This window comes from Microbacterium esteraromaticum (assembly GCF_017303215.1).
GTDB lineage: Bacteria > Actinomycetota > Actinomycetes > Actinomycetales > Microbacteriaceae > Microbacterium > Microbacterium esteraromaticum_C.
This window is the reverse complement of the sequence record NZ_JAEMWU010000001.1, coordinates 2,133,614-2,157,592: the sequence shown is the minus strand read 5'-3', so window position 1 is coordinate 2,157,592 and position 23,979 is coordinate 2,133,614. Positions and strand designations below refer to the sequence as shown.

General features: G+C 67.2%; 15 protein-coding genes and 1 tRNA gene. 7 read left to right on the top strand and 9 right to left on the bottom strand.

From position 1 onward, the window contains the following. The first annotated feature begins 565 nt into the window (after nt 1-565). From JF543_RS09915 to JF543_RS09905, 3 genes are all read left to right on the top strand, one after another. Entirely contained in the window at nt 566-6,985 is a 6,420-nt protein-coding gene (locus tag JF543_RS09915; RefSeq protein WP_206833849.1) for a DUF7507 domain-containing protein, read from the top strand. 65 nt (nt 6,986-7,050) lie between these two features. Then, a complete protein-coding gene (locus JF543_RS09910; protein ID WP_206823925.1) occupies nt 7,051-7,659 on the top strand; it encodes a hypothetical protein in 609 nt (202 codons plus the stop codon). A 78-nt stretch (nt 7,660-7,737) separates the two neighbouring features. Then, complete coding sequence (locus tag JF543_RS09905) at nt 7,738-8,751, top strand: YihY/virulence factor BrkB family protein (RefSeq protein ID WP_206823923.1); 1,014 nt, start codon at nt 7,738-7,740, stop codon at nt 8,749-8,751. 13 nt (nt 8,752-8,764) lie between these two features. Here the strand turns inward: JF543_RS09905 and JF543_RS09900 are convergent, their stop codons facing one another. Further along, a complete protein-coding gene (locus JF543_RS09900) occupies nt 8,765-9,991 on the bottom strand; it encodes an alpha/beta fold hydrolase (RefSeq protein ID WP_242522213.1) in 1,227 nt (408 codons plus the stop codon). 29 nt (nt 9,992-10,020) lie between these two features. Next, nucleotides 10,021-12,018 (bottom strand): DUF262 domain-containing protein, encoded by a 1,998-nt coding sequence (locus tag JF543_RS09895; protein WP_206823922.1) that lies wholly within the window; start codon nt 12,016-12,018, stop codon nt 10,021-10,023. 173 nt (nt 12,019-12,191) lie between these two features. On the opposite strand from JF543_RS09895, the gene JF543_RS09890 reads away from it, so the two are divergent. Both JF543_RS09890 and JF543_RS09885 read left to right on the top strand, forming a co-directional pair. Beyond that, nucleotides 12,192-12,965 (top strand): hypothetical protein, encoded by a 774-nt coding sequence (locus JF543_RS09890; RefSeq protein ID WP_179411835.1) that lies wholly within the window; start codon nt 12,192-12,194, stop codon nt 12,963-12,965. Nucleotides 12,966-13,108: 143 nt separating this feature from the next. Then, nucleotides 13,109-13,612, top strand: a complete 504-nt coding sequence (locus JF543_RS09885) for a DUF3145 domain-containing protein (RefSeq protein ID WP_179410705.1) — start codon at nt 13,109-13,111, stop codon at nt 13,610-13,612. Between the two features lie 141 nt (nt 13,613-13,753). On the opposite strand, the gene JF543_RS09880 is transcribed toward JF543_RS09885, so the two are convergent. From JF543_RS09880 to aceE, 6 genes are all read right to left on the bottom strand, one after another. After that, on the bottom strand, nt 13,754-14,992 hold the full coding sequence (locus tag JF543_RS09880) for a beta-ketoacyl-[acyl-carrier-protein] synthase family protein (protein WP_179410706.1): 1,239 nt from the start codon (nt 14,990-14,992) through the stop codon (nt 13,754-13,756). An 82-nt stretch (nt 14,993-15,074) separates the two neighbouring features. After that, nucleotides 15,075-15,323, bottom strand: coding sequence for an acyl carrier protein (locus tag JF543_RS09875; protein WP_087130211.1), 249 nt, complete (start codon nt 15,321-15,323; stop codon nt 15,075-15,077). A 65-nt stretch (nt 15,324-15,388) separates the two neighbouring features. Beyond that, a complete protein-coding gene (locus JF543_RS09870) occupies nt 15,389-16,390 on the bottom strand; it encodes a beta-ketoacyl-ACP synthase III (RefSeq protein ID WP_206823921.1) in 1,002 nt (333 codons plus the stop codon). Next, nucleotides 16,387-17,307 (bottom strand): ACP S-malonyltransferase, encoded by a 921-nt coding sequence (locus JF543_RS09865; protein WP_224817899.1) that lies wholly within the window; start codon nt 17,305-17,307, stop codon nt 16,387-16,389. Before JF543_RS09865 ends, JF543_RS09870 begins: the two co-directional genes overlap by 4 nt. 115 nt (nt 17,308-17,422) lie before the next feature. Further along, on the bottom strand, nt 17,423-18,613 hold the full coding sequence (locus JF543_RS09860) for a PucR family transcriptional regulator (protein ID WP_179411836.1): 1,191 nt from the start codon (nt 18,611-18,613) through the stop codon (nt 17,423-17,425). Between the two features lie 27 nt (nt 18,614-18,640). Then, nucleotides 18,641-21,367: a pyruvate dehydrogenase (acetyl-transferring), homodimeric type gene (aceE, locus tag JF543_RS09855; RefSeq protein ID WP_206549777.1), complete on the bottom strand. Its 2,727-nt coding sequence runs from the start codon at nt 21,365-21,367 to the stop codon at nt 18,641-18,643. Nucleotides 21,368-21,521: 154 nt separating this feature from the next. Here aceE and JF543_RS09850 point away from each other — a divergent pair. Further along, nucleotides 21,522-21,594: transfer RNA gene (locus tag JF543_RS09850), tRNA-Val, on the top strand. Here JF543_RS09850 and JF543_RS09845 read toward each other — a convergent pair. Next, nucleotides 21,554-22,684: an AI-2E family transporter gene (locus JF543_RS09845; RefSeq protein ID WP_206824310.1), complete on the bottom strand. Its 1,131-nt coding sequence runs from the start codon at nt 22,682-22,684 to the stop codon at nt 21,554-21,556. The genes JF543_RS09850 and JF543_RS09845 overlap by 41 nt on opposite strands. A 135-nt stretch (nt 22,685-22,819) precedes the next feature. Here JF543_RS09845 and JF543_RS09840 point away from each other — a divergent pair, with 135 nt between their 5' ends. Next, the gene (locus tag JF543_RS09840) at nt 22,820-23,929 is read left to right on the top strand and encodes a DUF998 domain-containing protein (protein ID WP_179410710.1); all 1,110 of its coding nucleotides are present in this window, start codon (nt 22,820-22,822) and stop codon (nt 23,927-23,929) included. The last annotated feature ends 50 nt before the right edge of the window (nt 23,930-23,979 follow it).

The window sequence follows — 23,979 nt, the reverse complement described above, 5'->3', positions numbered from 1 at the left end:
TGTGAGCAACCGCTCACGCGGAGATGACCGCACCTCCCTTCGCTGGGGCGGCGCGATGCGCTTCGCCGCGGAGGGTGACCGTGCGGTCGCGGAACTGCTGTGCGGCGGAGCGTGTCGTCGTTGAATGCTCGTTCATTCCGGACCTTTCGAGACTGTTCTCGAAACCATGCCGCGCCGCTGCACAGAACCGCAATTCTGATGCACGAACGTGCACGACACGCCTTTGTGCGACGGTGCGGCGCCCGTTCGGCGCTGAACGCGCCGTCATTTCGACGCGGAACGGGCACATTCGTGCACCAGCTATCGCCACGCTCGCGGGCTTCGTCTGCGATGCGCGGACCGGGATCGAACCTGGGTCGCAGGCGCCGGAACGGTGCGGATGATCATCGGAAGCGACGAGTGGGTATCTCGAGGGGTATTTTGCGGGATCAGCGCAGTACTGCACCGATATTTCGGTTGGATGGGAGGCGCTGTCGGAAATCGGGGGCGGGGATTCTCCCTGCTTGCGGGCTGGTCATCCGACGCGCGGTCTGCGTGAGAATGAAGAGGGAGCATCGTGTCTCGAATGTGGGGGACCCGTCCGGATCGATCCGGGCATGTCGGCGAGGAACGACGCACCAATCTGGTTCGTGCGCTCGCACAAGTCGTCGTCGGAACGCTCGTCGTCGGGATGACCTCGGCCGCGTCGTTTGCCGTCGCCTCGCCGGCTCGGGCCGCCGAGGATGCGCTTCCGGTCGTGACCTGCACCTCGGATCCCAACATTTTCAATACCGGGTACGACGCTGCGACCGGTGGCGCGCTGCCGGCCGGCGCCATGGACGCGAACTGGCAGGTCGCCGGCGGTGAGGAGGGCTTCTTCCACCCGGACGGCACCGTCCCGCCCTCGGCGACGTCATTGCCTCCGTCCGATGCGCTCTGGGCTGACGCTGAAGTCGGAAACGTCGTTCCGCACGCATGGGTACAGAGCCCGAGCGCCAACGCGCAGTGGATCAGCGCGAACTTCAACGGCGTTGGCGGGGGGAACCAGACACAGGGCAATGGCGACTGGTACTACCGATTCCAGTTCGCTCTCGACGACACGGTGAACCCCGACGCGTTCGCGCTCACGATGAAGTGGTTCGCCGACAACAGCGTCGCGGGTGTCTGGGTGAATGGCATTTCGCAGACGGGCGCGAACCTGCCCCAGAGCCCGACGAATCCCTACTTTCACCCCGGTTTCCGTGCGGGCAACGAAGCCACCACCGTGCTCGACAACAGCTGGCTGACCGGTGCGAACACGATCATCGTGCAGATCAAGAGCTACTGGACCGCCGAGGGCTTCAACGCCCAGGTCGTGCCGACTCCGCTCTGCGCGGACTGGGGCGACGCCCCCGACAGCTACGGAACAACCGTCGAGCAGGATGGCCCGAACCACGCGCTGCTGGACGGCCTCACCCTCGGCACCACGATCGACGCCGAACTCGACGGACGCCCCGGTCCCGGCGCCGATGGCGATGACACCACGGGTATCGCGGACGAGGACGGCCTCGTCGGCTCGGTCGGGGTCGTTCCCGGCGAGCCGACCGACGTCAGCCTCATCGTGACGAACGACACCGACGAGGTGGCTACGCTCGCCGGCTGGATAGACCTCGACAACAGCGGCACGTTCGATTCGAGCGAGCTCGCGACGATCGGCATCCCCGCCGGCAGCGGCACGGCCGAGCACACCCTCACGTTCCCCGCGGGGGCACCCTCCGGCGAGACCTTCGCCCGCTTCCGCTTGTTCACCGGCGCCATCGCCGCTCCGCTGCCGAGCGGCGCCGCCGCCGCCGGAGAGGTCGAGGACTACACGGTCGGCTTCGCAGACCGAGCCCTTGAGATCGAGAAGACCACGAGTCAGACGACAACCAGTCGCCCGGGCGACGTGATCGAGTACACGATCACGGCGACGAACACGGGCACTGCGGCCTTCACCGCTCTCAACCCCGCCGTTGTGATCGACGACATCCGGGGCGTTCTCGATGACGCGGTGTACAACAATGACGCCACGGTGTCCGTTGCAGGCACACCGTCGTACCTCGATCCCGGCTTCCTGTCGTGGAGCGGGGCACTGCCGGCGGGTGCGTCGGTTGCCATCACCTATACGGTGACCTTTGCGGGCGGCGGCGACGGCATTGTGCGCAACGTCGCCTGGCAGCCCGAGACACCTCCGACCCCGGGAACACCGCCGACGGACGTCCCGACCTGTGAATCCACAGACGGCGACGGCAACGACGAGGCGACCGGTGAGCGCTGCGCGGCCACCGAGAACCTTCTGCCGCGCCTCACAGTCGAGAAGTCGGCCGACACGGTTGATCTGCCGACGGACGGGACGAGCGTCACCTACGAGATCGTCGTGACGAACGAGGGCCCCGGTGCCTTCACCGATGCTCGCCCGGCGACCTTCGTCGATGATCTGTCGGCTGTACTCGATGATGCGGCGTACAACGCTGACGCCTCGGCGACGTCGGGCGACGTCTCGTTCTCGGCGCCCGAGCTCAGATGGGAAGGAGCACTCGGCGCCGGTGACGCAGCGACGATCAGATACACGGTGACGTACGATGCATCGGCGGGTGACAACGTGCTCGTCAACACCGTGTGCGTGCCCGAGAGCGATGCCCTCGAGCCGGCTGCCGCGTGTGACGTCGTGCAGATCCCCGCAGCCGCGCTCGAGACGGGCAAGACGGTCGACCCGGCGAGCGGTACGGCCGTCGTCGCGGGTCAGGAGCTCACATACACCCTGTCGTTCACCAACGTCGGCCAGGCTCCTGCAGCTGTCGACGCGCTCGACACACTCACCGATGTGCTCGACGATGCCGAGATGACCGCAGGGCCGATCGCCGATGACGGTCTGACTGCCGCACTCGCCGACGATGAGCTTGCGATCACAGGAGAGGTGCCGGTCGGTGAGACGCTGACGGTCCGCTACACCGTGACGGTCAAGGCGTTCGATGAGCAGGGCGACCACATGCTCAGCAACGTTCTCAGCACGGGTGACGGAACCTGCCCGCCCACCGGTTGCGAGACCACCGAGAACCCGGTGCGGCACTACGCAGTGTCGAAGGGTATCGCCGCGTCGACACCCGAGACCGTGAGTCCCGGCGACATCGTCACCTATACACTCACGATCACCAACGACGGCACCGCCGCCTACACCTCCGCCACCCCCGCGACGTTGAGCGATGATCTGTCGGCGGTGCTCGACGACGCGACTCTTACCGGCACACCGACCGCCTCGGTCGTCGGCCAGCCCGGAACCGTTCTGCCGACACCGGCTTTCACCACCCCGAACCTGAGCTGGTCGGGACCGATCGGCGTCGGCCAGACCGTCGCCATCGCATACTCGGTCACCGTGAATGATCCGCGCAGCGGCGATGGCTCGCTCAAGAACACGGTCATTCCGACCGGCCCCGGTGGCGAGTGTTCCGCGGGCGAGTGCAGCACCGTCACGCCGCTCCAGTTCCACACGGTGACGAAGTCGTCGTCTGCGACGAGTGCGGTGCCCGGCGACACCGTCACCTACACGATCACCGTCGACAACGACAGTGCGGTCGACTACACGGCGGACGCCCCGGTATCGCTCACCGACGATCTGTCGGAGGTGCTCGACGATGCGACCTACAACGATGACGCGACGAACGGTGCGACGGTTGCGGGCAGCACTCTCTCGTGGGAGGGGGCACTCCCTGCGGGATCGCGGATCACCATCGTCTACTCGGTGACGATCAACGACCCGATGACCGGCGACGGCGTTCTCACCAATACGGTCGTCCCGGAGAGCCCCGGCGGCGCATGCCAGCCTGAGGCTTGCGACACGGTCACAGCGGTGCAGGCGTACACCGTGGTCAAGACGGCTTCAGCCGGCACCGCAGAGCCCGGCGGCACGATCACCTACCGGGTGACGGTGACCAACACGGGCACCGTCGACTACACCCCCGAGAATCCGGCCTCGTTCGCCGATGATCTCTCCGCGGTGCTCGACGATGCGACCTACAACGACGACGCCGACAACGGTGCGATCTACGCCGAGCCGACGTTGTCCTGGTCGGGCGCGCTGGCAGCCGGAGACGCGATCACGATCACGTACTCGGTGACGGTCAATGCGCCGAACACCGGTGACAACGAGATCACGAACGCGGTCGTCCCGACCGGGATCGGCGGATCATGTGACGCAGCGGGTGGATGCTCGACGACCACCGATGTGCAGTCGTACACCGTTGCGAAGTCGGCGTCGGCGACGTCCGTCCAATTGGGCGGAACCATCACCTACACGGTGACGGTCGTCAATACTGGGGCGGTCGATTACACAGCCGCGGCTCCGGCATCCTTCACCGACGACCTCTCGGCGGTGCTCGACGACGCGACGTACAACGACGACGCGACCAACGGCGCGACGATCACGAGCAACACGCTCACGTGGTCGGGGGCGTTGGCGGTCGGCGAGTCGATCGACATCACGTACTCGGTGACCGTCAACGCCCCGAACAGCGGAGACAACGTGCTCACCAACGTTGTCTTCCCGGCTGGTCCGGGCGGATCGTGCGATCCCGAAGAGGTGTGTGAGGCGATCACCCCGGTGCAGTCGTTCACCGTGACGAAGACCGCGGATGCCACCGACGTGACTCCCGGTGACACGGTGACGTACACGCTCGAGATCGTCAACACCGGCCAGACGGCCTACACCGCCGCCGATCCGGCGACCCTGACGGATGACCTGTCAGCGGTGCTCGACGACGCGACCTACAACGGCGACGCGACGGGCGGCGCCACATACACCGCACCCGAGCTGTCATGGGAAGGCGCGCTGGCGGTCGGTGAGGCCGTCACCGTCACGTACTCCGTGACCGTCAACGATCCGATCACCGGGGACAGCCAGCTGAACAATGCCGTCGTCACCGAGAACGGTGGAAACTGCGCGTCCGGGTCGACTGACCCGGCATGTGTCGAGAACGTGCCCTCGGGGTCGTTCACGGTCGCGAAGACGTCCTCGGCCGTCACCGCGCTGCCCGGCGACGTCATTGTCTACACGGTCACCGTCACCAACACCGGCGCGATCGCGTACACCGACGACGAGCCGGCTTCGTTCGACGACAACCTCGCGAACGTCCTCGACGACGCGACGTACAACGATGACGCCTCGAACGGAGCTACTGTCTCCGGTACGACGCTCGCCTGGGAGGGGCCGCTTGCCGTCGGCCAGACCATCGAGATCACCTATTCGGTCACCGTGAGTGAGCCGGGCACAGCGGCCGGCGACCTCAATCTCGGCAACATCGTCGTCCCGACGTCTCCGGGTGGCGGGTGCGACCCCGAGAGCACGTGCACCACCGGAACTCGTATCGGTCAGTTCCAGGTCTCGAAGACCTCGTCGGGTTCTGGCGAGGTGATTGAGGGGGATGTGCTGACGTACACGATCAGCGTGGTCAACAACAGCGCCGTCGACTTCACCGACGCCGACCCCGCCTCGTTCAGCGATGACCTGTCGGCCGTGCTCGATGATGCGACATACAACGAGGACGCCACAGAGGGGGCGTCGGTCGATGCCGCGACACTTCGCTGGGAGGGGCCACTCGCGGCCGGGTCCACGACGACGATCACCTACTCGGTGACTGTCAACGCGGCTGGTGATGGCGATGGCATCCTGACGAATGCGGTCGTGCCTGGCAACGGCGGGACCTGTGTCGGCGAGTGCTCGACAGTGGATGCGCTGCGGGCCTACACGGCTTCGAAGACGTCCTCGGCCGCAGGAGCGGTGACCGAGGGGGACGTGGTCACGTATGCGATCACGCTCACGAACACCGGGGCTGTCGACTACACCGATGCGATGCCGGCGTCGTTCAGCGATGACCTGTCTGCGGTACTGGATGATGCGTCGTACAACGACGATGCATCCGCCGGCGCGACCGTTGTCGGCGACGCGCTGACGTGGTCGGGTGCTCTCGCCACCGGAGCAACCGTCGAGATCAGCTACTCGGTGACTGTTCTCGCCGGCGGGAATGGCGACGGTGTGCTCACGAACGCGGTCGTGCCCACCGGTGTCGGCGGCGGCTGCGATTCGGCGGAGGAATGCTCGACCACGGACAGGATTCGCTCCTTCACCGTCGACAAATCGGCCTCGAGCAGCACGGTCGGCAGCGGTCAGGTGCTCACCTACACGGTTGTCGTGACGAACACGGGTGCCCTGCCGTTCACGGCGGAGAACCCGGCCGAGTTGACCGATGATCTCTCCGACGTCCTCGATGATGCGTCGTACAACGGTGACGCATCCAACGGCGCGATGTACGCCGACCCGGTTCTTTCGTGGGCTCTGACGATCCCTGTGGAGGAGAGCGTCATCGTCACCTACTCAGTGACAGTCGCGGAAGAGCGCAGCGGAGATCTCCGGTTGGTCAATGCGGTAGTCCCGGGTGTCGGCGGTGCGTGCCTCGATGAGGGGTCGTGCACTACTGTCACTCCGGTGCGCGGTTACGTCGTCACCAAGACCGTCGACGCGACCTCGACGGGGCTCGGCCAGGTTGTGAGCTACACGATCGAGATCGAGAACACCGGAGCAGTCGATTACACCGAGGCGGCGCCCGCGTCGTTCGCCGACGACCTCTCTGAGGTGCTCGACGACGCGACCTACAACCACGACGCGACGGCCGGTGCGACCTACGCCGAGCCGGCGCTCAACTGGTCGGGTCCGCTCGCCGTCGGCGAGGTCGTCACGATCTCGTACAGCGTCACGGTCAACGAAGCCGCGTCCGGGGACCGGGAACTCGTCAACTCGGTCGTTCCCGGTGACGGACAGTCCTGTCTGGATGCCTGCCAGACGCTGACGGAGATAGATGTTCCTGGCGCACCGCCCCTGGCGACCACGGGCATGAATCCGTGGATCCTGGGTGGCGGGCTGGGGATCGCGGCGCTTGCGATCCTCGCCGGACTCTCTCTGCTCCTCGGTAGTCGCCGTCACAACACGAACGCATAATCGAGAAGCGAAGGGACAGGTGACGGGTGGAACCCGAAGGATCCACCCGTCACCGAATCCGTGACATGTCACTCACACATCTCTCAAGGGTCGTCTCCCGTGCGGCCGTACTCACATTCCTGCTCGCGATGCTCGGGTCGACCGGGATCGGTGCCGCCCACGCCGCGGCCGACGAGCAAGCCACGCCGAGCATCGCGGTGACGCTGACCAGCGGCGTGGAGTCCCTGGGCGCCGGGGACGAGCTCACCTACAGCGCTGAGATCACGAACCGGGGTGAGGCGCTGCAGGTGAGGGTGGTGCTGACCCCACCGGAGTTCGTGACGGTTGGATCTCTCGCTGGCGCTGAGTTCGAGGACAACGAGGTGACCTGGTTGCTCACACTCGCCGCGGCAGAGGCGACGGCGATCGAGATCCCGGTGACAGTCGGCGACATCCCCGTCGGCGAGCGGCGTGCGACCGCGCTCTTGAGTGTCTACCTCGGTGATTCGACGCGCCCGCTCGTGCGCACTGCATCTGCTGACCTGATCGACGGCGTCGATGATGAGCAGACCGTCGCAAGCTCATGGCCGACCGTGCTGTTCTGGGGTGGCACCGGGCTGACGGTCGTGCTCGCGATGGTCGCGATCGCGCTCATTCTGCTGCTGCGGCGGCGTCGCGCTGAGGTGCAGGTATAGGAAGGGTGCCGGGCGTAAGACAAGGGCTTGCTCATCGTGCTACTTTGCGAGGCGCGATCCTGACGTCACACTGATGAGATGAGTCGTGAGCAGAAGGCGGGACGAGCGACCGGATCAGCCCATGCAGGTCGCCGTGACGCGGCCGGTCTCATCCTGAGACGCGTCGCGCGCGGCTTCTTCCGCACGGCCGCGCCGGATGCCGCAGCCGGGCAGACTTTCTACGCGCTGCTCAGCATCGTGCCGACGCTCATCGCGGTGTTCTCACTGATCAGCCTGGGGGGCGATAAGGATGACGGTATGCGCGCGGCGCTGGATGCCGCACGCGAGATGTTGCCCCCGGATGTGTACGCCGGTATCGATGGCCCGCTGCAGGAGGCGGCGACCGCCGCGGGGTCGGGGTGGGTGCTCGTCTCGGCACTGGCGATCGCGTTGTGGTCAGTGGCACGCTACGTCACAGCGCTCGGACGGGCGATCAATCGCATCTACGGTGTGCCGGAAGGGCGGATGCCCTGGAAGGCCAAGCCCGTGCACCTGCTGGTGACGGCGGCGGTATTCGCGCTGGTGTCGGCCGCGGGCGGTGTCGCGGCGCTCAGCTGGCCTCTCGTGCAAACGCTCGGTCGCACCTTCGGTGTCGGCGACCTGGCACTCCAAACCTGGCGTTTCGCGCGGTGGCCCGTTCTCGTCCTGCTGGTGGTACTGATCATCGCGATTCTGTACTATTTCGCGCCCAACATCGCCCACGCGCACTTCCGGCTGGTGAGCGTGGGCGCGATCATCGCGGTGGCCGTGTTCGCTGTAGCATCCGCCGGTCTCGGTTTCTACGTCAGCAACTTCGCCGACTACGACCGCATCTACGGGTCGTTCGCCGGCGTGATCATCTTTCTGCTGTGGCTCTGGATCGGAAACATGGCGCTCCTACTCGGAGCGCTGTTCGACGCCGAACTGGAGCGCGTGCGCGAACTGCGCGCGGGGATTCCCGCGGAGCGCGACCTGCAGGTCGCGCTCCGCGATACCGAGCGGATCGAACGAGCCGCGGCCCGCGACGTCGAGGAGGAGCAGGCCGCCCGCCGTCTGCGACGCTCGCGCCGCTGACGGCCGCGCGGCGTCAGCGCACCGCGCGGCCGTCAGCGATGTCGATCAGACGTTGCAGCACGGGTCCCGAACGCAGCCCGTTGTGCTCGTGCTCGTTGGTCACCCACGGGTGCACACCGGGCAGCAGCCGTGCGGTCTCCATCGAGAACTCGTACGGCACGTAGACGTCATTCAGATACACAGCGGCAGCCCCGGTCACGCCCGACGCCGCAATCGCCTCCGCGTCGTAGATCTTCGGCCACTCGTGTTCAGCCAGACGCATGGCGACACCGCGCCAGGGCCGGAACGCCGGAACCGTCTCGGTCCACGAGCTCTGAATGTGCTCGCCGGTGAACAGAGTGGGGTCCTCATCGAAGGCGACGGGCGTCATGCGCTCTGCCGACCACCGCGTCGCCTGCCCCGAGGCGTAGCTGGACTCGTGGAACACGTAGTACAGCGGATTGCGGCCGCCGTACGGCATCGCCGCAGCGAGGTCGTAGCGGAACGCGTTCGTGCGCGGGTCAAGCTCGAGCAGTGACCACAGCGTCTGCCAGCCATCGTTGGTGCCCAGCGCCGAACCGACCGAGCGCAGCCGCGAGACCGAGACGATCTCGCCGTCGGGCAGCACGAGTTCGCCTGCGGCGGCGAGATCGACCAGCGCGCGCATCCGCTCGCGATGCTCGGGAAAGCGTCGGTAGTACTGCTCGGATGCTGTCTGCATCTTCTCGTAGCAGAGCGCGTACACCTCATCGGGGTGGCGGTCGATGGTGCTGAGCCCGCCGGTGATGAACACGCTCTGCAACGACGACGCATCGGTGGAGAGGTACGCCAGCGTCGTGAAGCCGCCGAATGACTGGCCGAGCAGGCTCCACCGCTCGATGCCCAGAGCCTCGCGCAGTGCCTCGGCGTCGCGCACGATCGAATCCGCGCGCAGGTGGGTCAGGTATTCGGCCGCGCGCTCATCGCCGAGCGACAGCAGGTCGTCGCTGACCGGCGTGGAGCGTCCGGTGCCGCGCTGATCGAGCATGACGACCCGGAAGTGCTGCAGCGCTGTGTCCAACCAGGCCGGCGCTGACGGTGCGTGAAACGGGCGAGGAGCCTCGTGCCCCGGACCACCCTGCAGGAAGACCAGGTGCGGCAGGTCCTCTCCGCCGGGGCGCGAGATCACAGCGGCGAACACCTCAAGAGTGCGCTCGTCATCGGCATCCGCCCATACCAGCGGAACCGTCAACCGATGCTCGGCGACGGTGAGATCCTGCATCCGGCGGACAGTTGTCTGAGCAGTGCGCATCACATCACGTTCCCTACGTAGGAGTACTTCACGAACACCTCGGCGGCGATACCGGACTCCTCCAGCACCCCCTGGAGTGCGGTCATCATGTAGTGGGAATCCCACCCCATGTACAAGTGGTGCGCGGCATCGAGCGAGTCCCACTGACCCTTCCACGCCATCTCGTCGTAGATCGGCCCGCCGTGCTTCGCGCTGTAGGCGAGCGCCGCGGACGGATCATCGGTCCATGCGCGTCGGAAGACACGGTTGAACAGGGCGCGCACATCCTTGATCTCCCAGTGCTCGCCCCGATACTCGCAGTAGTCGAACTCGCGCTCCCACCCCATCGGCCACCCGCGCCGCCGCACGGCATCGAGCACCGGGGTGAGTCCGTCGTCGTCGATCTCGGGCAGCGCCGGGCGTGCCCAGATCGTCACGAACTCGTCGATCAGGCGGACGGTGCGCGCCGTGATCGCCGCGGTATTCCAGCTCGCCACTGCGGCCAGCTCCCGCGTGGCGGGCACCGCACTGCGCGCATAGGCATCGTCGCGTTTGGTGGGGAACGAGGCACCGAACACGCGCTCGGTCAGCGCGGACTCCAGCAGCGTCAGGTTTCCCAGCGTCGGTGCGAGCGCACGATGGCTGTTCTGCTCGTCGTCGCTGTAGTCCTTCCACACCCGGGAACCGTCTCCGCTCCAGCCGTCGGCGGGGACCGCCGGCACGATGCTCTCGATGTCGTAGGCGTCGAGGTCATCGACCTGCTCGAGTCGGCCGAGCACGTACGCGGGGTGGGGGAGCTCCCCATACTTGAGCACGGCGCTCACGCGCTCATCCGACGGCGTGATGCGCGCGACGGCGCGCATCAGCTCATCGCGTCCCGTCTGACGGGCGCGGCACAACCGTGCGATGAGCCGGTCGGTCGGCAGGCCGACGATCGCGCGGCGCAGGAACATCGCCTGCGTCCACTCCAGCACCTCGATCAGCTCGTCGCGCGTGATCGCGCCGCGACGGTGGTCGCCGTACGCGCTCATCACGAGGGGGTACGTCGCCCGCCCGAAGGTGTTCAGATGGTGCAGATGACGGCGGATGCCGGCATCCGATTCGCCTTGCGGGTCCAGGAGGATGCCGTAGATCTCGGCATACTCGCGCCAGACGGTGGCATCCGCACGAAGACGCGCGGCGTCGAGTCGGGGGAACGAGCCGCGGAACGCGGCGTACACGCCGTGCTCGCCCGAGACGTCGATCTCGCGGCCGAGTGTCATCACCAGGAAGTGACGCCAGAACGCGCCGATGCTCTCACCGGTGGCCTGCTCGATGGGCAGCCAGAACTCCTGCTCGATGCTCAGCTGCTCGGCGTGGGAGAGGCCCATCAGGATGTAGTTGTGGATGAGCTCGTGGTCGCGCAGCGGCTGCCCGGTCGAGTTCAGGCTCTCGAAGATCTGCTGGGCGCTGGCGCTGGCGCCGAGCGTGATCGAGACGTGTTCGAGCTTCTGCAGACCGCGCCAGATCACAGCGGCTTCATCGGCATGCACCTGACTGCGGAAGAAGGCGTAGTTATCGTCGAAGCGCGACTCGCGGTCGGCGTCATCGCGCCGGTCGAGCACGACCGACTCGTACAACTCGGCCCAGGCGTGGTGCGGGCGCAACTTGGTGCGGGACGCGTCATCGGCGCGGACGAGGACGCGTTCGAGCTCGGTGGCCATCGCGGGATCACTGCCCTGCACCGCGTGGTGCAGCGCGGCGATCAGCAGCATGACCGTGGTGATGCGCTGCTGCCCGTCGATCAGGATCAGGTCGCCGCCCGAGGCGTCGCGGCCCGACAGGATGGAGCCGATGAAGTGCCGGTGCTCGTCATCTTGCGCGGCGACCGCACGGATGTCCGAGAGCAACTTCTCGCATCCGCCGATGTCCCAGCGGTACTGACGCTGATACACCGGGACGACGATGTTGGTCGTGGGAGCGGCGAGCCACTCGATGGTGCCGGTTGCGGTCGCTTCGACATTCGTCGCCGTTGCCATGACTGGGTGATTCCTCCGAGCGGCGGTGTGACGGAACCCGCCGCATCGAGTCTAGCCGTGGCCAGATTTTTCCTGGCCGGGCTCTGGGGAGTGTCCAGGGTGCGCAGGTAGGCTTGCCTAAGTAGGGCCTGTTAAAACGTGCTGGCCCGCTACGAAAGGACATGACTCAGATCATGGGATACATCAAGTCCGCAGCCCTTGAAGACAAGGGGTTCGTGATCCTCGACAGCTACGGCGCCGAGATGGACCCCAAGGAATGGCTCGACATCGAGTACGTCGACTGGAAGTCTTCCGGCGACACCCGCTTCGCCCCTCTCGCCAGCGCCAAGGGCGAGATCGAGTGCAACGGCTTCTGGAACCACAAGCCGCCGCGCACCGACAAGGACGGCGTCTGGATCGACTCGCAGACCGCGATCGCTCCGACCCTCACCGCACGCGCCCAGGAGCCCGGTGCGAACGTCGGCCGCTGCCGCATCATCGAGCTGCAGCCGACCCCGTACGGCGAGTGCCTGTACAACCTGCACCAGGACGACAACAACCGTCTGAACCCGGATGGCACCGGATGGGTCGTCCGCGGCTTCTTCAACCTCACCGACGACAAGGACAGCTACTTCGTCCTGCGTGAGAACCGCACCGACCCGAGCATCGAGTACCGGATCGCCCTGCCCGCCGGCGCCCAGCTGATCGTCGACACGCAGCGCCTGTGGCACGCCGCGACGCACAACGGTACCGAGCCGCGCTACTGCCTGATCACCTCGTGGGAGTCGGGCCCCGAGCTCGACGCCTACATTGAGAAGTACAACGGCACCGACCAGCACACCCAGGTCGAGGTCGCGCAGGACGTGCTCGAGGCGGGCTACGCCGAGCAGGCTCGCAAGGATGCCGCGCGCGCGGCCTACTATGCCGCGAAGGGCCAGCAGGTCAAGCTCGCGATGAGCGAGGCCTGAGCCTCTGAACGCCTGAGGATCCGGGCGGATCACATGCTTGTGATTCGCCCGGATCTGGGTGATAATCGCCGTACAACCACATAGTTCGCCGGATTCTCGGTTCAGGTCGTAGGGGAAGACGTACCTGATGAAACGGAGAGATCATGGCGACGGGATACGCACGCGGGGTGGTGTTCATCCACTCCGCGCCACGCGCGCTCTGCCCGCACCTCGAATGGGCGGTCGGAGGCGCCATCGGGCGCGCCGTCAGCTTCGACTGGAGCGATCAGCCCGTGCAACAGGGTACGCGCCGGGCCGAGTTCCACTGGGACGGTCCGGTCGGTACGGGGGCTGCTCTCGCGACAGCCATCCGCGGGTGGGAGCATCTGCGGTTCGAGGTCTCAGAGGACCCCACGCCCGCCAATGACGGCGGACGCTGGCTGCACACCCCCGATCTGGGCATCCACTACGCGCAGACCGATGCGTCCGGCAACATCGTCATCGGTGAGGACCGCATCCGCTACGCGATGGAGATCGCCGCCGGCAGCGCGATCGAACTGCAACGTGAACTCGACGTCGCGCTGGGCTCCGCGTGGGACCAGGAACTGGAACCGTTCCGGCATGCCGGTGACGATGCACGCGTGGTCTGGTTGCACAAAGTCGGCTGAGTCGGATCATGAAAACCTGCGGAGGAGGCGCGAGTACCGGGGTCCGGTGAGTCGCTCCCGGAAGCCGAGAAAACGAATCCTCCGTGAGACGACTGAAGCCCCCTGCGGGGAAGCAGGGGGCTTCAGTCATGCGTGGCCGACTCAGTCGGCGCTGCGGAACGCGACAACGGCGTTGTGCCCGCCGAAGCCGAACGAGTTGCTGATCGCCAGCAGATCGCCGTCGCCGAGCGGCTGCGGTTCACCCGACAGCTTGAACGGCACAGCCGGGTCGGGCTCAGACATGTTGATGGTGGGCGGTGCGACCCGGTCGCGCAGGGCGAGCACCGTGTAGACGGCCTCCAGCGCGCCGGTACCACCCAGCAGATGGCCGGTCGATGCCTTGGTCGCCGAGACCGGGATCTCATCGATGCGGTCTCCGAAGACACGCTTGAGAGCCTCGTACTCGTTGGGGTCGCCGACCGGGGTGGAGGTGGCGTGGGCGTTGATGTGCGCCACATCGTCGGCAGTCGCGCCGGCCTGAGCGAGCGCCTGCTCAACGGCGCGGGCAGCGCCGGCGCCCTCCGGGTCGTTGCCGGTGATGTGATACGAGTCGGCCGTGACGCCGCCACCGACCAGGTAGGCGTAGATCTTCGCGCCGCGGGCCTTGGCGTGCTCCTCGGTCTCGAGGACCATGGCTGCACCGCCCTCGCCCATCACGAAGCCGTCGCGGTCAATCGCGCCAGGACGTGAGGCACCGGCGGGGTCGTCGTTGCGGCGCGAGAGCGCCTGGGCCGAAGCAAACGACGCCATCGTGATCGGGTGGATCGCCGACTCGGCGCCTCCGGCGATCACGACATCGGCCAAGCCGTCCTGCAGGTGCTCGTACGCGTTCACCAGCGACTCGGTGCTCGACGCGCACGCACTGACGACGGTGCGGGCGTACGCCTTCGCTCCGAAGTGCAGCGAGAGATTTCCGGCGCCCGCATTGGGCATCAGCATCGGCACCGTCAGCGGCATGACACGCCGCGGGCCGCGCTCGCGGAGGGTGTCCCAGGCGTCGAGCAGTGTCCACACGCCGCCGATGCCGGTCGCCCAGTCGATGCCGAGACGTTCGGGGGCCACGTCGGGCTCTCCGGCATCCGCCCATGCCTCACGCGCCGCGATCAGTGCGAACTGCGTGGACGGGTCGAGACGCTTGGCCTCGTGGCGCGGCAGGACCTCCTCGGGGCGCACGATGGCCTCAGCGGCGAACTTCACCGGGATCTCGTACTGGTCGACCCACTCGTGGGTCAGCGTCCGGGCACCGGGCTTTCCTGCGAGCAGGTTGGTCCAGTTCTCGGGGGCGGTGCCGCCCAACGCGGACGTGGCGCCGATACCGGTGACGACGATGCGCTTGGTCATGGGGGTCCTTCGTGAGGAGGGGAGGGATCAGGGAAGGAGGATGCCACGCCCCGCGGTCCGCGGGGGTGGCATCCGCAGGGTCTTACTCCTGGCCGGCGACGATGAAGTTGACGGCGTCGGCGACGGTCTTGAGGTTCTTGACCTCGTCGTCCGGGATGGTGACGCCGAACTTCTCCTCGGCGTTGACGACGATCGTCATCATCGAGATCGAGTCGATGTCGAGGTCGTCGGTGAACGACTTCTCCATCGCGACCTCGGATGCGTCGATGCCGGTCTCGTCGGTGACGAGCTCTGCAAGGCCAGCGAGGACCTCGTCGTTGGTGAGAGCCATGTTTCTTCCTCTTTCTCGGAGTGGTTTCGGAACCGGTGAACAGTCTAGGGAAAAGGGGCGCCCGGTCAGGGCAGCACGACGACCTGTGCGCCGAAGACGAGACCTGCGCCGAAGCCGATCTGCAGTGCCAACCCGCCGCTGAGCTCGGGGTGCTCCTCGAGCAGGCGGTGCGTCGCGAGCGGGATGGACGCGGCCGACGTGTTGCCCGTCGTCTCGATGTCGCGGGCGATGACGGTCGTCTCGGGGAGCTTCAGCTGCTTGGCGAACTCCTCGATGATCCGCAGATTCGCCTGGTGCGGGATGAAGGCGGCGAGGTCGGATGCCTCGATACCGGCCTTCTCGAGCGCTTCGCGCGCGGCCTTCGCCATCTCCCAGACGGCCCAGCGGAACACGCGCGGGCCCTCCTGGCGCAGCGTCGGCCATGGCGCGGTGCCATCGCGGAACTCCACGAGGGTGTGGTTCATGCCCACCAGGTCGGCCTTGGAGCCGTCCGACCCCCAGACGGTCGCCGAGATGCCCGGCGTCTCGCTGGGGCCGATCACGACAGCACCCGCGCCGTCGCCGAGCAGGAACGAGATGCTGCGGTCGGTGGGGTCGACGATGTCGGAGAGCTTCTCGGCACCGATGACGACCGCGTGGCGGGCCGTCCCGGTGCGGATCAGAGCATCGGCCTGGGCAACGGCGTACGCGTAACCGGCGCAGGCAGCGTTGATGTCGTAGGCGGCCGCCGGGGTGGCGCCGATCCGGTCTGCGACGATCGCCGCCACGGACGGCGTCTGCTTCGGGTTGCTGATCGTCGCCACGATCACGAGGTCGATCTCGGCGGGGTCGACGCCGGAGCGCGCGACCGCTTCGGCGGCGGCCGCCGCCGACAGGTCGACGGCCGATGTCTCGGCGATCGCGCGGGTGCGGGTGATGATGCCGGTGCGCTGGCGGATCCACTCGTCGCTGGAGTCGATTGGGCCGACCAAGTCGTCGTTGGGCACGGCGTTCTCGCCCCGGGCCGCGCCGACCGAGTAGATGCGGGTGTACGCGGGGCCCGATGGCGGGGCGGTGATGCCGGTCATGCTGCTGCTCCGTTCAGCAGCTCTGCAGCCGCATCGAGGTCTTCGGGGGTCTTGACCGCGACGTTGGGAACGCCGCGCAGTCCACGCTTGGCGAGGCCCACGAGCGCCCCGGCGGGTGCCAGCTCGATGAAGCCCGTGATGCCGGCCGCAGTGAACGACTCCATGCACAGGTCCCAGCGCACCGGGGACGAGACCTGGGTGACGAGCCGGTCGAGGGCGTCCTGACCCGACGAGACGGCGGCGCCATCTCGGTTGGACCAGAGCGTGTGCGTCGGGTTCTGGGGCGTGACATCGTCAACCGCGGCGCGCAGGGTGTCTACGGCCGGGGCCATGTACGAGGTGTGGAACGCGCCGGCGACCTGCAGGGGCATGACCCGCACGCCGCGCGGTGCGCGCTCAGCCAGCTCGGCCAGCGCGGGAAGCTCGCCGGCGGCGACGATCTGGCCCGCCACGTTGTAGTTCGCGGGGGTCAGACCGAGCTCGGACAGCAGGGCGAGCACGACATCGGCGTCCCCGCCGAGCACAGCGCTCATGCCGGTCGGCGTCTGCGCAGCAGCATCCGCCATCGCCCGACCCCGGATGCCCACCAGACGCATTGCGCTGTCTGCATCGATCACACCCGCCGCGTTCAGCGCCGCGATCTCGCCGACCGAGTGCCCCGCCAGACCATCGGCCGTGCGGCCCGCGCGCTGCACGAGCTGCGTCATGGCGACGATCGAGGCGGCGACGATCAGCGGTTGCGCGATACGCGTGTCGCGGATGGTATCGGCATCCGACTCGGTGCCATGCGCGATCAGGTCGACCTCAGCCGCCTCCGAGAAGGCAGCCAGCTGTGCGGGCACGCCATCGAGCTCCAACCACGGAGCGAGAAAACCGGGGGTCTGTGAGCCCTGTCCAGGGCAGGCGGCGACAATCACCCATCCAGTTTGCCAACGAATCGCGCGAGACGGTGGATGAACCATCACAAGAATCGACGCATCGATTGTGCGTGGCGCACAGATCGTTCGTGCGATCAGCGCCTCGTTCGTGTGATCAGCGCCGACGCGTCGTCGCGCGCCGCCGCGCCGGGTCGACGGCGCCGATGGATCCGAGGATCAGCGCTGTCTGCAGAATCAACGCCTCGCGCGGGCCTGTGGCATCCCAGCCGATCACCTCGGTGACCCGCTTGAGCCGGTAGCGCACGGTGTTCGGATGCACGAACAGCTCGCGCGCCGTCGCCTCCAGCGAGCGGCCGTTGTCGAGGTAGCTCCACAACGTCGTCACGAGATCGGGGGAGTGCGCCTCAAGCGGGCGGAAGATCCGCTCGATCAGGGTCTGCTTCGCCAGCGTGTCTCCGGCCAGTGCGCGTTCGGGCAGCAGATCGTCGGCCTCGACGGGTCTGGGGGCTCCGCGCCACGCGCGCGCAACGGCGAAGCCGGCCAATGCCGCGCGAGCGCTCTGCCCGGCATCAACCAGAGCGGTGACGGGAGGGCCGAGCACGACGTACCCCGGACCGAACGACGGCTCCAGGCGCTGGGCGATCTCACTGAACGGCAGCTCGACCTCGTCGACCTCCTTGCCCGGCACACGGGCGCGACCGATCACGAGCACCAATCGGGAGCCCTGAACCCCGATCAACACATCGACCGAGAGCCGGCGCGCCGTGCGGCGCACCAGATCGACGTCGAACTGCGGCGGCGTCGTGCCGACGAGCACACATACCTCGCCATGACCGTGCCAACCGAGCGCGGCGATGCGGCTGGGCAACTCCTCATCGGCCTCGCCGGTGAGGATCGAGTCCACGACCAGCGCTTCGAGTCGGGCATCCCACAGGCCGCGGGCTTCGGCGGCGCGAGCGTACACGTCGGCCGAGGCAAAGGCGACATCGCGGGAGTACAGCAGGATCGCTTCGCGCAGATCCTCGCCGCGCCCGGCGACGCGCTCCTCAGTGACCTCGACGGTGACGCGAATCAACTGCAGGGTCTGCTGCAGGCTCACGCTGCGCAGCAGCTCACGGGGAGCCGCGGCGAAGATATCGGCCGCGATCCACGGCGTCGACGTCGGGTCCTCGTACCACTGGATGAACGAGGTGATCCCGGCCTGGGCCACCAGCCCGACCGCAGAGCGGCGGGCCGGTGGCATGTCGGCGTACCAGGGAAGGGTGTCCTCGAGCCGCTTGATGGTGACCGTGGCGATATCGCCCGAGATCTTGCGCAACCAGGCGAGTGTGGCGGCCTTATCCATGGCCGGGTTCGAGGATCCGGTCACGTGTCAGCTCTCGCCGCCCGCGTTCCCGCTCGATCCGGCGTTCACATCGAACAGGCGGTACTTCGCGATCGCCTCGCCGACCCGGGCGCGATCGATCTTGCCCTCGTCGGCGAGCGCCTGCAGAGCGCGCACGACCATCGAGGGCCCGTCGATCTTGAAGTAGCGACGAGCCGCGGCGCGCGTGTCGGAGAACCCGAAGTCGTCGGCGCCCAGGGTGTAGTAGCTGCTGGGCACCCACGGACGGATCTGGTCCTGCACGGCGTGCATGTAGTCGCTGACGGCGATGACCGGGCCCTCTGAGCCCTGCAGCTTCTGCGTCACGTACGCGGTGCGGGGCTCTTCGTCGGGGTGCAGGAAGTTGTGCTCGTCGACGGCGAGGCCGTCACGGCGCAGCTCGTTCCACGAGGTCACCGACCACACATCCGCGGCGACGCCCCAGTCCTGCTTGAGCAGCTGCTGGGCCTCGAAGGCCCACGGCAGGCCGACGCCCGAGGCGAGCAGCTGGGTGCGCGGACCCTCGCCTTCGCCGACGGAGACGCGGTGGATGCCGCGGATGATGCCGTCGACGTCGACATCCTCGGGTTCGGCCGGCTGCACGAGCGGCTCGTTGTACACGGTGATGTAGTACATCACGTTCGGGTCGGGGTGGTTGCCGCCGTACATGCGCTCCAGGCCCGAGCGCATGATGTGGGCGATCTCGTAGCCGTATGCCGGGTCGTACGACACCGTCGCCGGGTTGGACGACGCCAGCAACGGCGAGTGGCCGTCGGCGTGCTGCAGGCCCTCGCCGGTGAGCGTGGTGCGCCCGGCGGTGGCGCCGATGATGAAGCCGCGAGCCATCTGGTCGCCAGCGGCCCACTGGGCGTCGCCGGTGCGCTGGAAGCCGAACATCGAGTAGAAGATGTAGATCGGGATCAGCGGTTCGCCGTGCGTCGCGTACGAGGTTCCCGCCGCGGTGAACGCCGCGAGGGCCCCCGCCTCGTTGATGCCGACGTGCACGATCTGGCCCTGCGGGCTCTCCTTGTACGCCAGCAGCAGCTCGCGGTCGACCGAGGTGTACTGCTGGCCGTTCGGGTTGTAGATCTTCGCCGTCGGGAAGTATGCGTCCAGACCGAAGGTGCGGGCCTCGTCGGGGATGATCGGCACGATGCGGTGACCGAAGTCCTTCGACCGCAGCAGGTCCTTGAGCAGTCGGACGAACGCCATCGTCGTGGCGATCTCCTGCGTACCGGAGCCCTTCTTGGGCAGCGCGTAGGAGTTGTCTCCGGGCAGCGACAGCGGCACGTGCGTGGCGCGACGCTCGGGCAGGAAGCCACCGAGGTTCTTGCGGCGCTCGAGCATGTACTGGATCGTGTCGTCCTGCGCACCCGGGTGGTAGTACGGGGGCAGGTAGGGGTTCTCTTCGAGCTGCGCATCCGTGATCGGGATGTGCATGGTGTCGCGGAAGGTCTTGAGGTTCTCCAGCGTCATCTTCTTCATCTGGTGGGTCGCGTTGCGACCCTCGAAGTGCGGTCCGAGCCCGTAACCCTTGACGGTCTTGGCGAGGATGACGGTGGGCTGACCCTTGTGAGCCAGAGCGGCCTGGTACGCGGCGTACACCTTGCGGTAGTCGTGACCGCCGCGGCGCAGCTGCCACACCTGGTCGTCGCTGAGGTCCTTGACCAGGTTGAGCGCGCGCTCGTCCTTGCCGAAGAAGTGCTCACGCACGTAGGCACCCGACTCGGCCTTGTAGGTCTGGTAGTCGCCATCGGGCGTGGAGTTCATGATGTTCAGCAGCGCGCCCTCGGTGTCGCGGGCGAGCAGGTCGTCCCACTCCCGGCCCCAGACGACCTTGATGACGTTCCAGCCGGCGCCGCGGAAGAACGACTCCAACTCCTGGACGATCTTGCCGTTTCCGCGCACCGGGCCGTCGAGGCGCTGCAGGTTGCAGTTGACGACGAACGTCAGGTTGTCGAGGCCCTCGTTGGCGGCGACCTGAAGCTGGCCGCGGCTCTCGATCTCGTCCATCTCGCCATCGCCGAGGAAGGCCCAGACGTGTGAGGCCGAGGTGTCCTTGATACCGCGGTTCTCGAGGTACTTGTTCGACATCGCCTGATAGATGGCGTTGATCGGACCCAGGCCCATCGACACCGTCGGGAACTGCCAGTACTCCGGCATCAGACGCGGGTGCGGGTACGACGACAGTGCGTGCGGCGCGCGCGACTTCTCCTGCCGGAACCCGTCGAGCTGCTGCTCGTCGAGGCGCCCCTCCAGGAACGACCGGGCGTAGATGCCGGGTGAGGCGTGGCCCTGGATGAAGATCTGGTCTCCGCCGCCCTCAGCGTCGGCACCGCGGAAGAAGTGGTTGAAGCCCACCTCGTACAGCGAGGCGGACGACGCATAGGTCGAGATGTGCCCACCCACACCGATGCCGGGGCGCTGCGCACGGTGCACGGTGACCGCCGCGTTCCAGCGGATCCAGCTGCGGTAACGACGCTCGACCTCTTCGTCACCGGGGAAGGTCGGCTCGTTCTCGGGGGCGATCGTGTTGATGTAGTCGGTGGTCGGAACCATCGGCACGCCGAGGTGCAGCTCCTTCGAGCGCTTCAGCAGGCTGAGCATGATCTCGCGGCCGCGGCCGTGCCCCTTGGCATCCACCAGCTCATCGAGCGACTGCTGCCACTCGCCGGTCTCCTCCGGGTCGCTGTCCAGTGGTGCCTGGGAGTACGGGTCCTGATCGTGAACAGTCACGGTGGAGCCTTTCGTCGATCTGGCAGGTCGTGCCAAGGAAACGGGGGAGCGACACGGGGAGCCTTGTCGGCTCGGCACAACGCGCGCTGTCCTCAGCCTATATCCGTTCGGGCGTACGACGACGCAACCGATCACCGATACACTGAACGGGTCAGGGCCTTTAGCTCAGCTGGTAGAGCGCCACGTTTACACCGTGGATGTCGTCGGTTCGATCCCGGCAGGGCCCACATCATCACCGGACTCCGCGTCGTTGTCGGAGGTCGCGTCATCGCCGGAAGCCGTGCCTGCGGCATCCGACGTCTTCGCGGTGGGGACCGCGTCACGATCCCCGGAGAGCCAGCGCGACCACGTTGCGCGCGGGTCGGACTCGAGCAGCAGCATCCGGCTGAACAGGGTCAGCGGGATCGACAGGATCGCACCCAGCGGGCCGATCACGAACGTCCAGAACACCACCGAGAAGAACGTGATCGTCAGGCTCAGCCCCACCGCGTCACTGACGAACTTCGGCTGGATCAGTACCTGCAGCGTGACGTTGACGATGCAGTAGATCGCGACCACACCGAGCATCAGCGGCCAGCCGCCGACCAGGAACGCGAGAATAGCCGGCGGCACGAGCCCGACGATGAAGCCGATGTTGGGGATGAAGTTCGTCACGAACGCGAGAACCGCCCAGACCACGGGCGCGGGCACCCCGAGCCACCACAGGGCGAGACCGTCGATGATCGCCACGATCGCTCCGAAGACGGCGTTGACGACGTAGTAGCGGCGGATGCCCGAGGTGAGGTTCGAGATGCGCGCCATGGTCGGCCCCTTGGCCGCACCGAACAGACGGGGGGCGTCGCGGTACCGCGATCCGTCGACGGCCATCATGATCACGTACGCGCAGACGAAGAACAGCGCCGTCGCGGTACCGAGCGTCGCGCTCCATGCGCTGCGGGCGATGCCCAGCAGCAGCGAGGGGTCCAGCAGTCCGGATGCGGCCTCCGCGAGACCCGCGCCGAGACCGGCCGTCTGCAGCAGGGCGATCAGCTCGTCGAGCGGCTGGGGCATCCCGGCGCTCGCGAGATCCTCGATCATGCGCACGAACTGCGCCCCGGCGATCCACAACAACAGGCCCATCAGCGCCAGAACGAGGTAGGCGAGGGCAATAACGGTGGTCGATGCCGCCCAACGCGGCCACCCGCGCCGCTCCAGCGGGCCCCGCACCGGCTCGCAGATGATCACGATGACCAGAGCGAGCGCGAGGGGCGTGATCAGATCCTGCGCCAGGTGCACGCCCACGAGCGTGACGGTCGCGGCTGCCAGCAGCAGAAGCACCCGCGTCGCGGGCGAGAGAATCGGTGCGGGGTCTTGTGCGGGGGTGGTCGTCACCTCGTCAGGGTAACGCCCTGCACTCGCCCGGGTGGGATGACGCGTCTCGCACGGCGATCGGATGCCCGCGAGAATGTGGGTATGCCGACTCGCTCCGTACGCCCCGACCTGCTGACTGTTGCGCGTTCGAGCGCCAATGAGGGCACGAGGGAGCGCGCACGAGAGGCCATCGGCCTGCAGATCTCGATCTTCGCCTTCGTACTCGTGGCGCTGATCGCCCTACCGGTCTTCGGCTTTCGGCCCGCACCCATCGCCGGAGCGGGCTCGCTCGGCCAGTTCGCCGCTGTCTCGGCGGCGGCCACCGCCGCCGTGGTGTTCGTGCTCGGACGGATCGTGGTGGCGGAACCGCAGAGACGCGAACGGCTAGCGGCGCTGGATCTCGTCGACGTCGCCGCGCTGGCCTTCGCACACGCGGTGATCGCGCTGCTGGGCTGGACGCTGGTGGCGGTGATTCTGGAGGCCGGACTCATCGGAGCGGTGGTCTTCCCCTTGCCGGTGCTGCTGCTTTCGGGTGCAGCGGCAGCGCTCACCGCTTATGTCGTCTTCGTCTCGGCCACCCACCTGGACCTCCAGCTGCTCGCCGTCGTGCTCGCCCTGTTCCTCGTGGTGGGAGTGCTCGCAAGCATGCTCACCGCGAGCGACCCGACGTGGTGGAAGGACAACCTCAGCGCCCTGGGTATGACCGATGACCTCTCGGCGCGCACGTTCAACCTGACGCTGATCATCGCGGGCATTCTGGTGACGACTCTCGCCCGCTACGCGACAAACGCGATTCCTGGGCAATCCGGGCGCGGAGTCGTCGCGGTGCGCACCTGCCTCATCATCGTGGGTGTTTTCCTCGGCATGGTGGGACTGTTCCCGGTGGATCAGTACTTCGCGCTGCACACGGGCGTGGCTTCGGGCATGGCCGTGGCCTTCGGTGTGCTGGTGGTCGGACTGAAATGGTGGCTACCCGGTGTGTCTCGCACGTTCCTGTCGATCGGCTACCTGTTCATCGCGGTGATCGTGCTGCACGCGGTGCTGTTCGCGACCGGCTACTACACGTTGACCGCCGTCGAGCTCGTCGCCGGTGTTGTCGTGTTCGCGTGGATCATCCTGCTGATCCGCACCGTGGCGGCTCTCGCACAGGATGCGAGCGCCGCCGATGCCGTGTCGGACGCGAGCGAGGCCGCGGAGCGAACCGCTTCGTGAGAGCCACCGGGCGTCGTGCTCTGGGCAGGACACGCGCTTCTGGGTAGGTT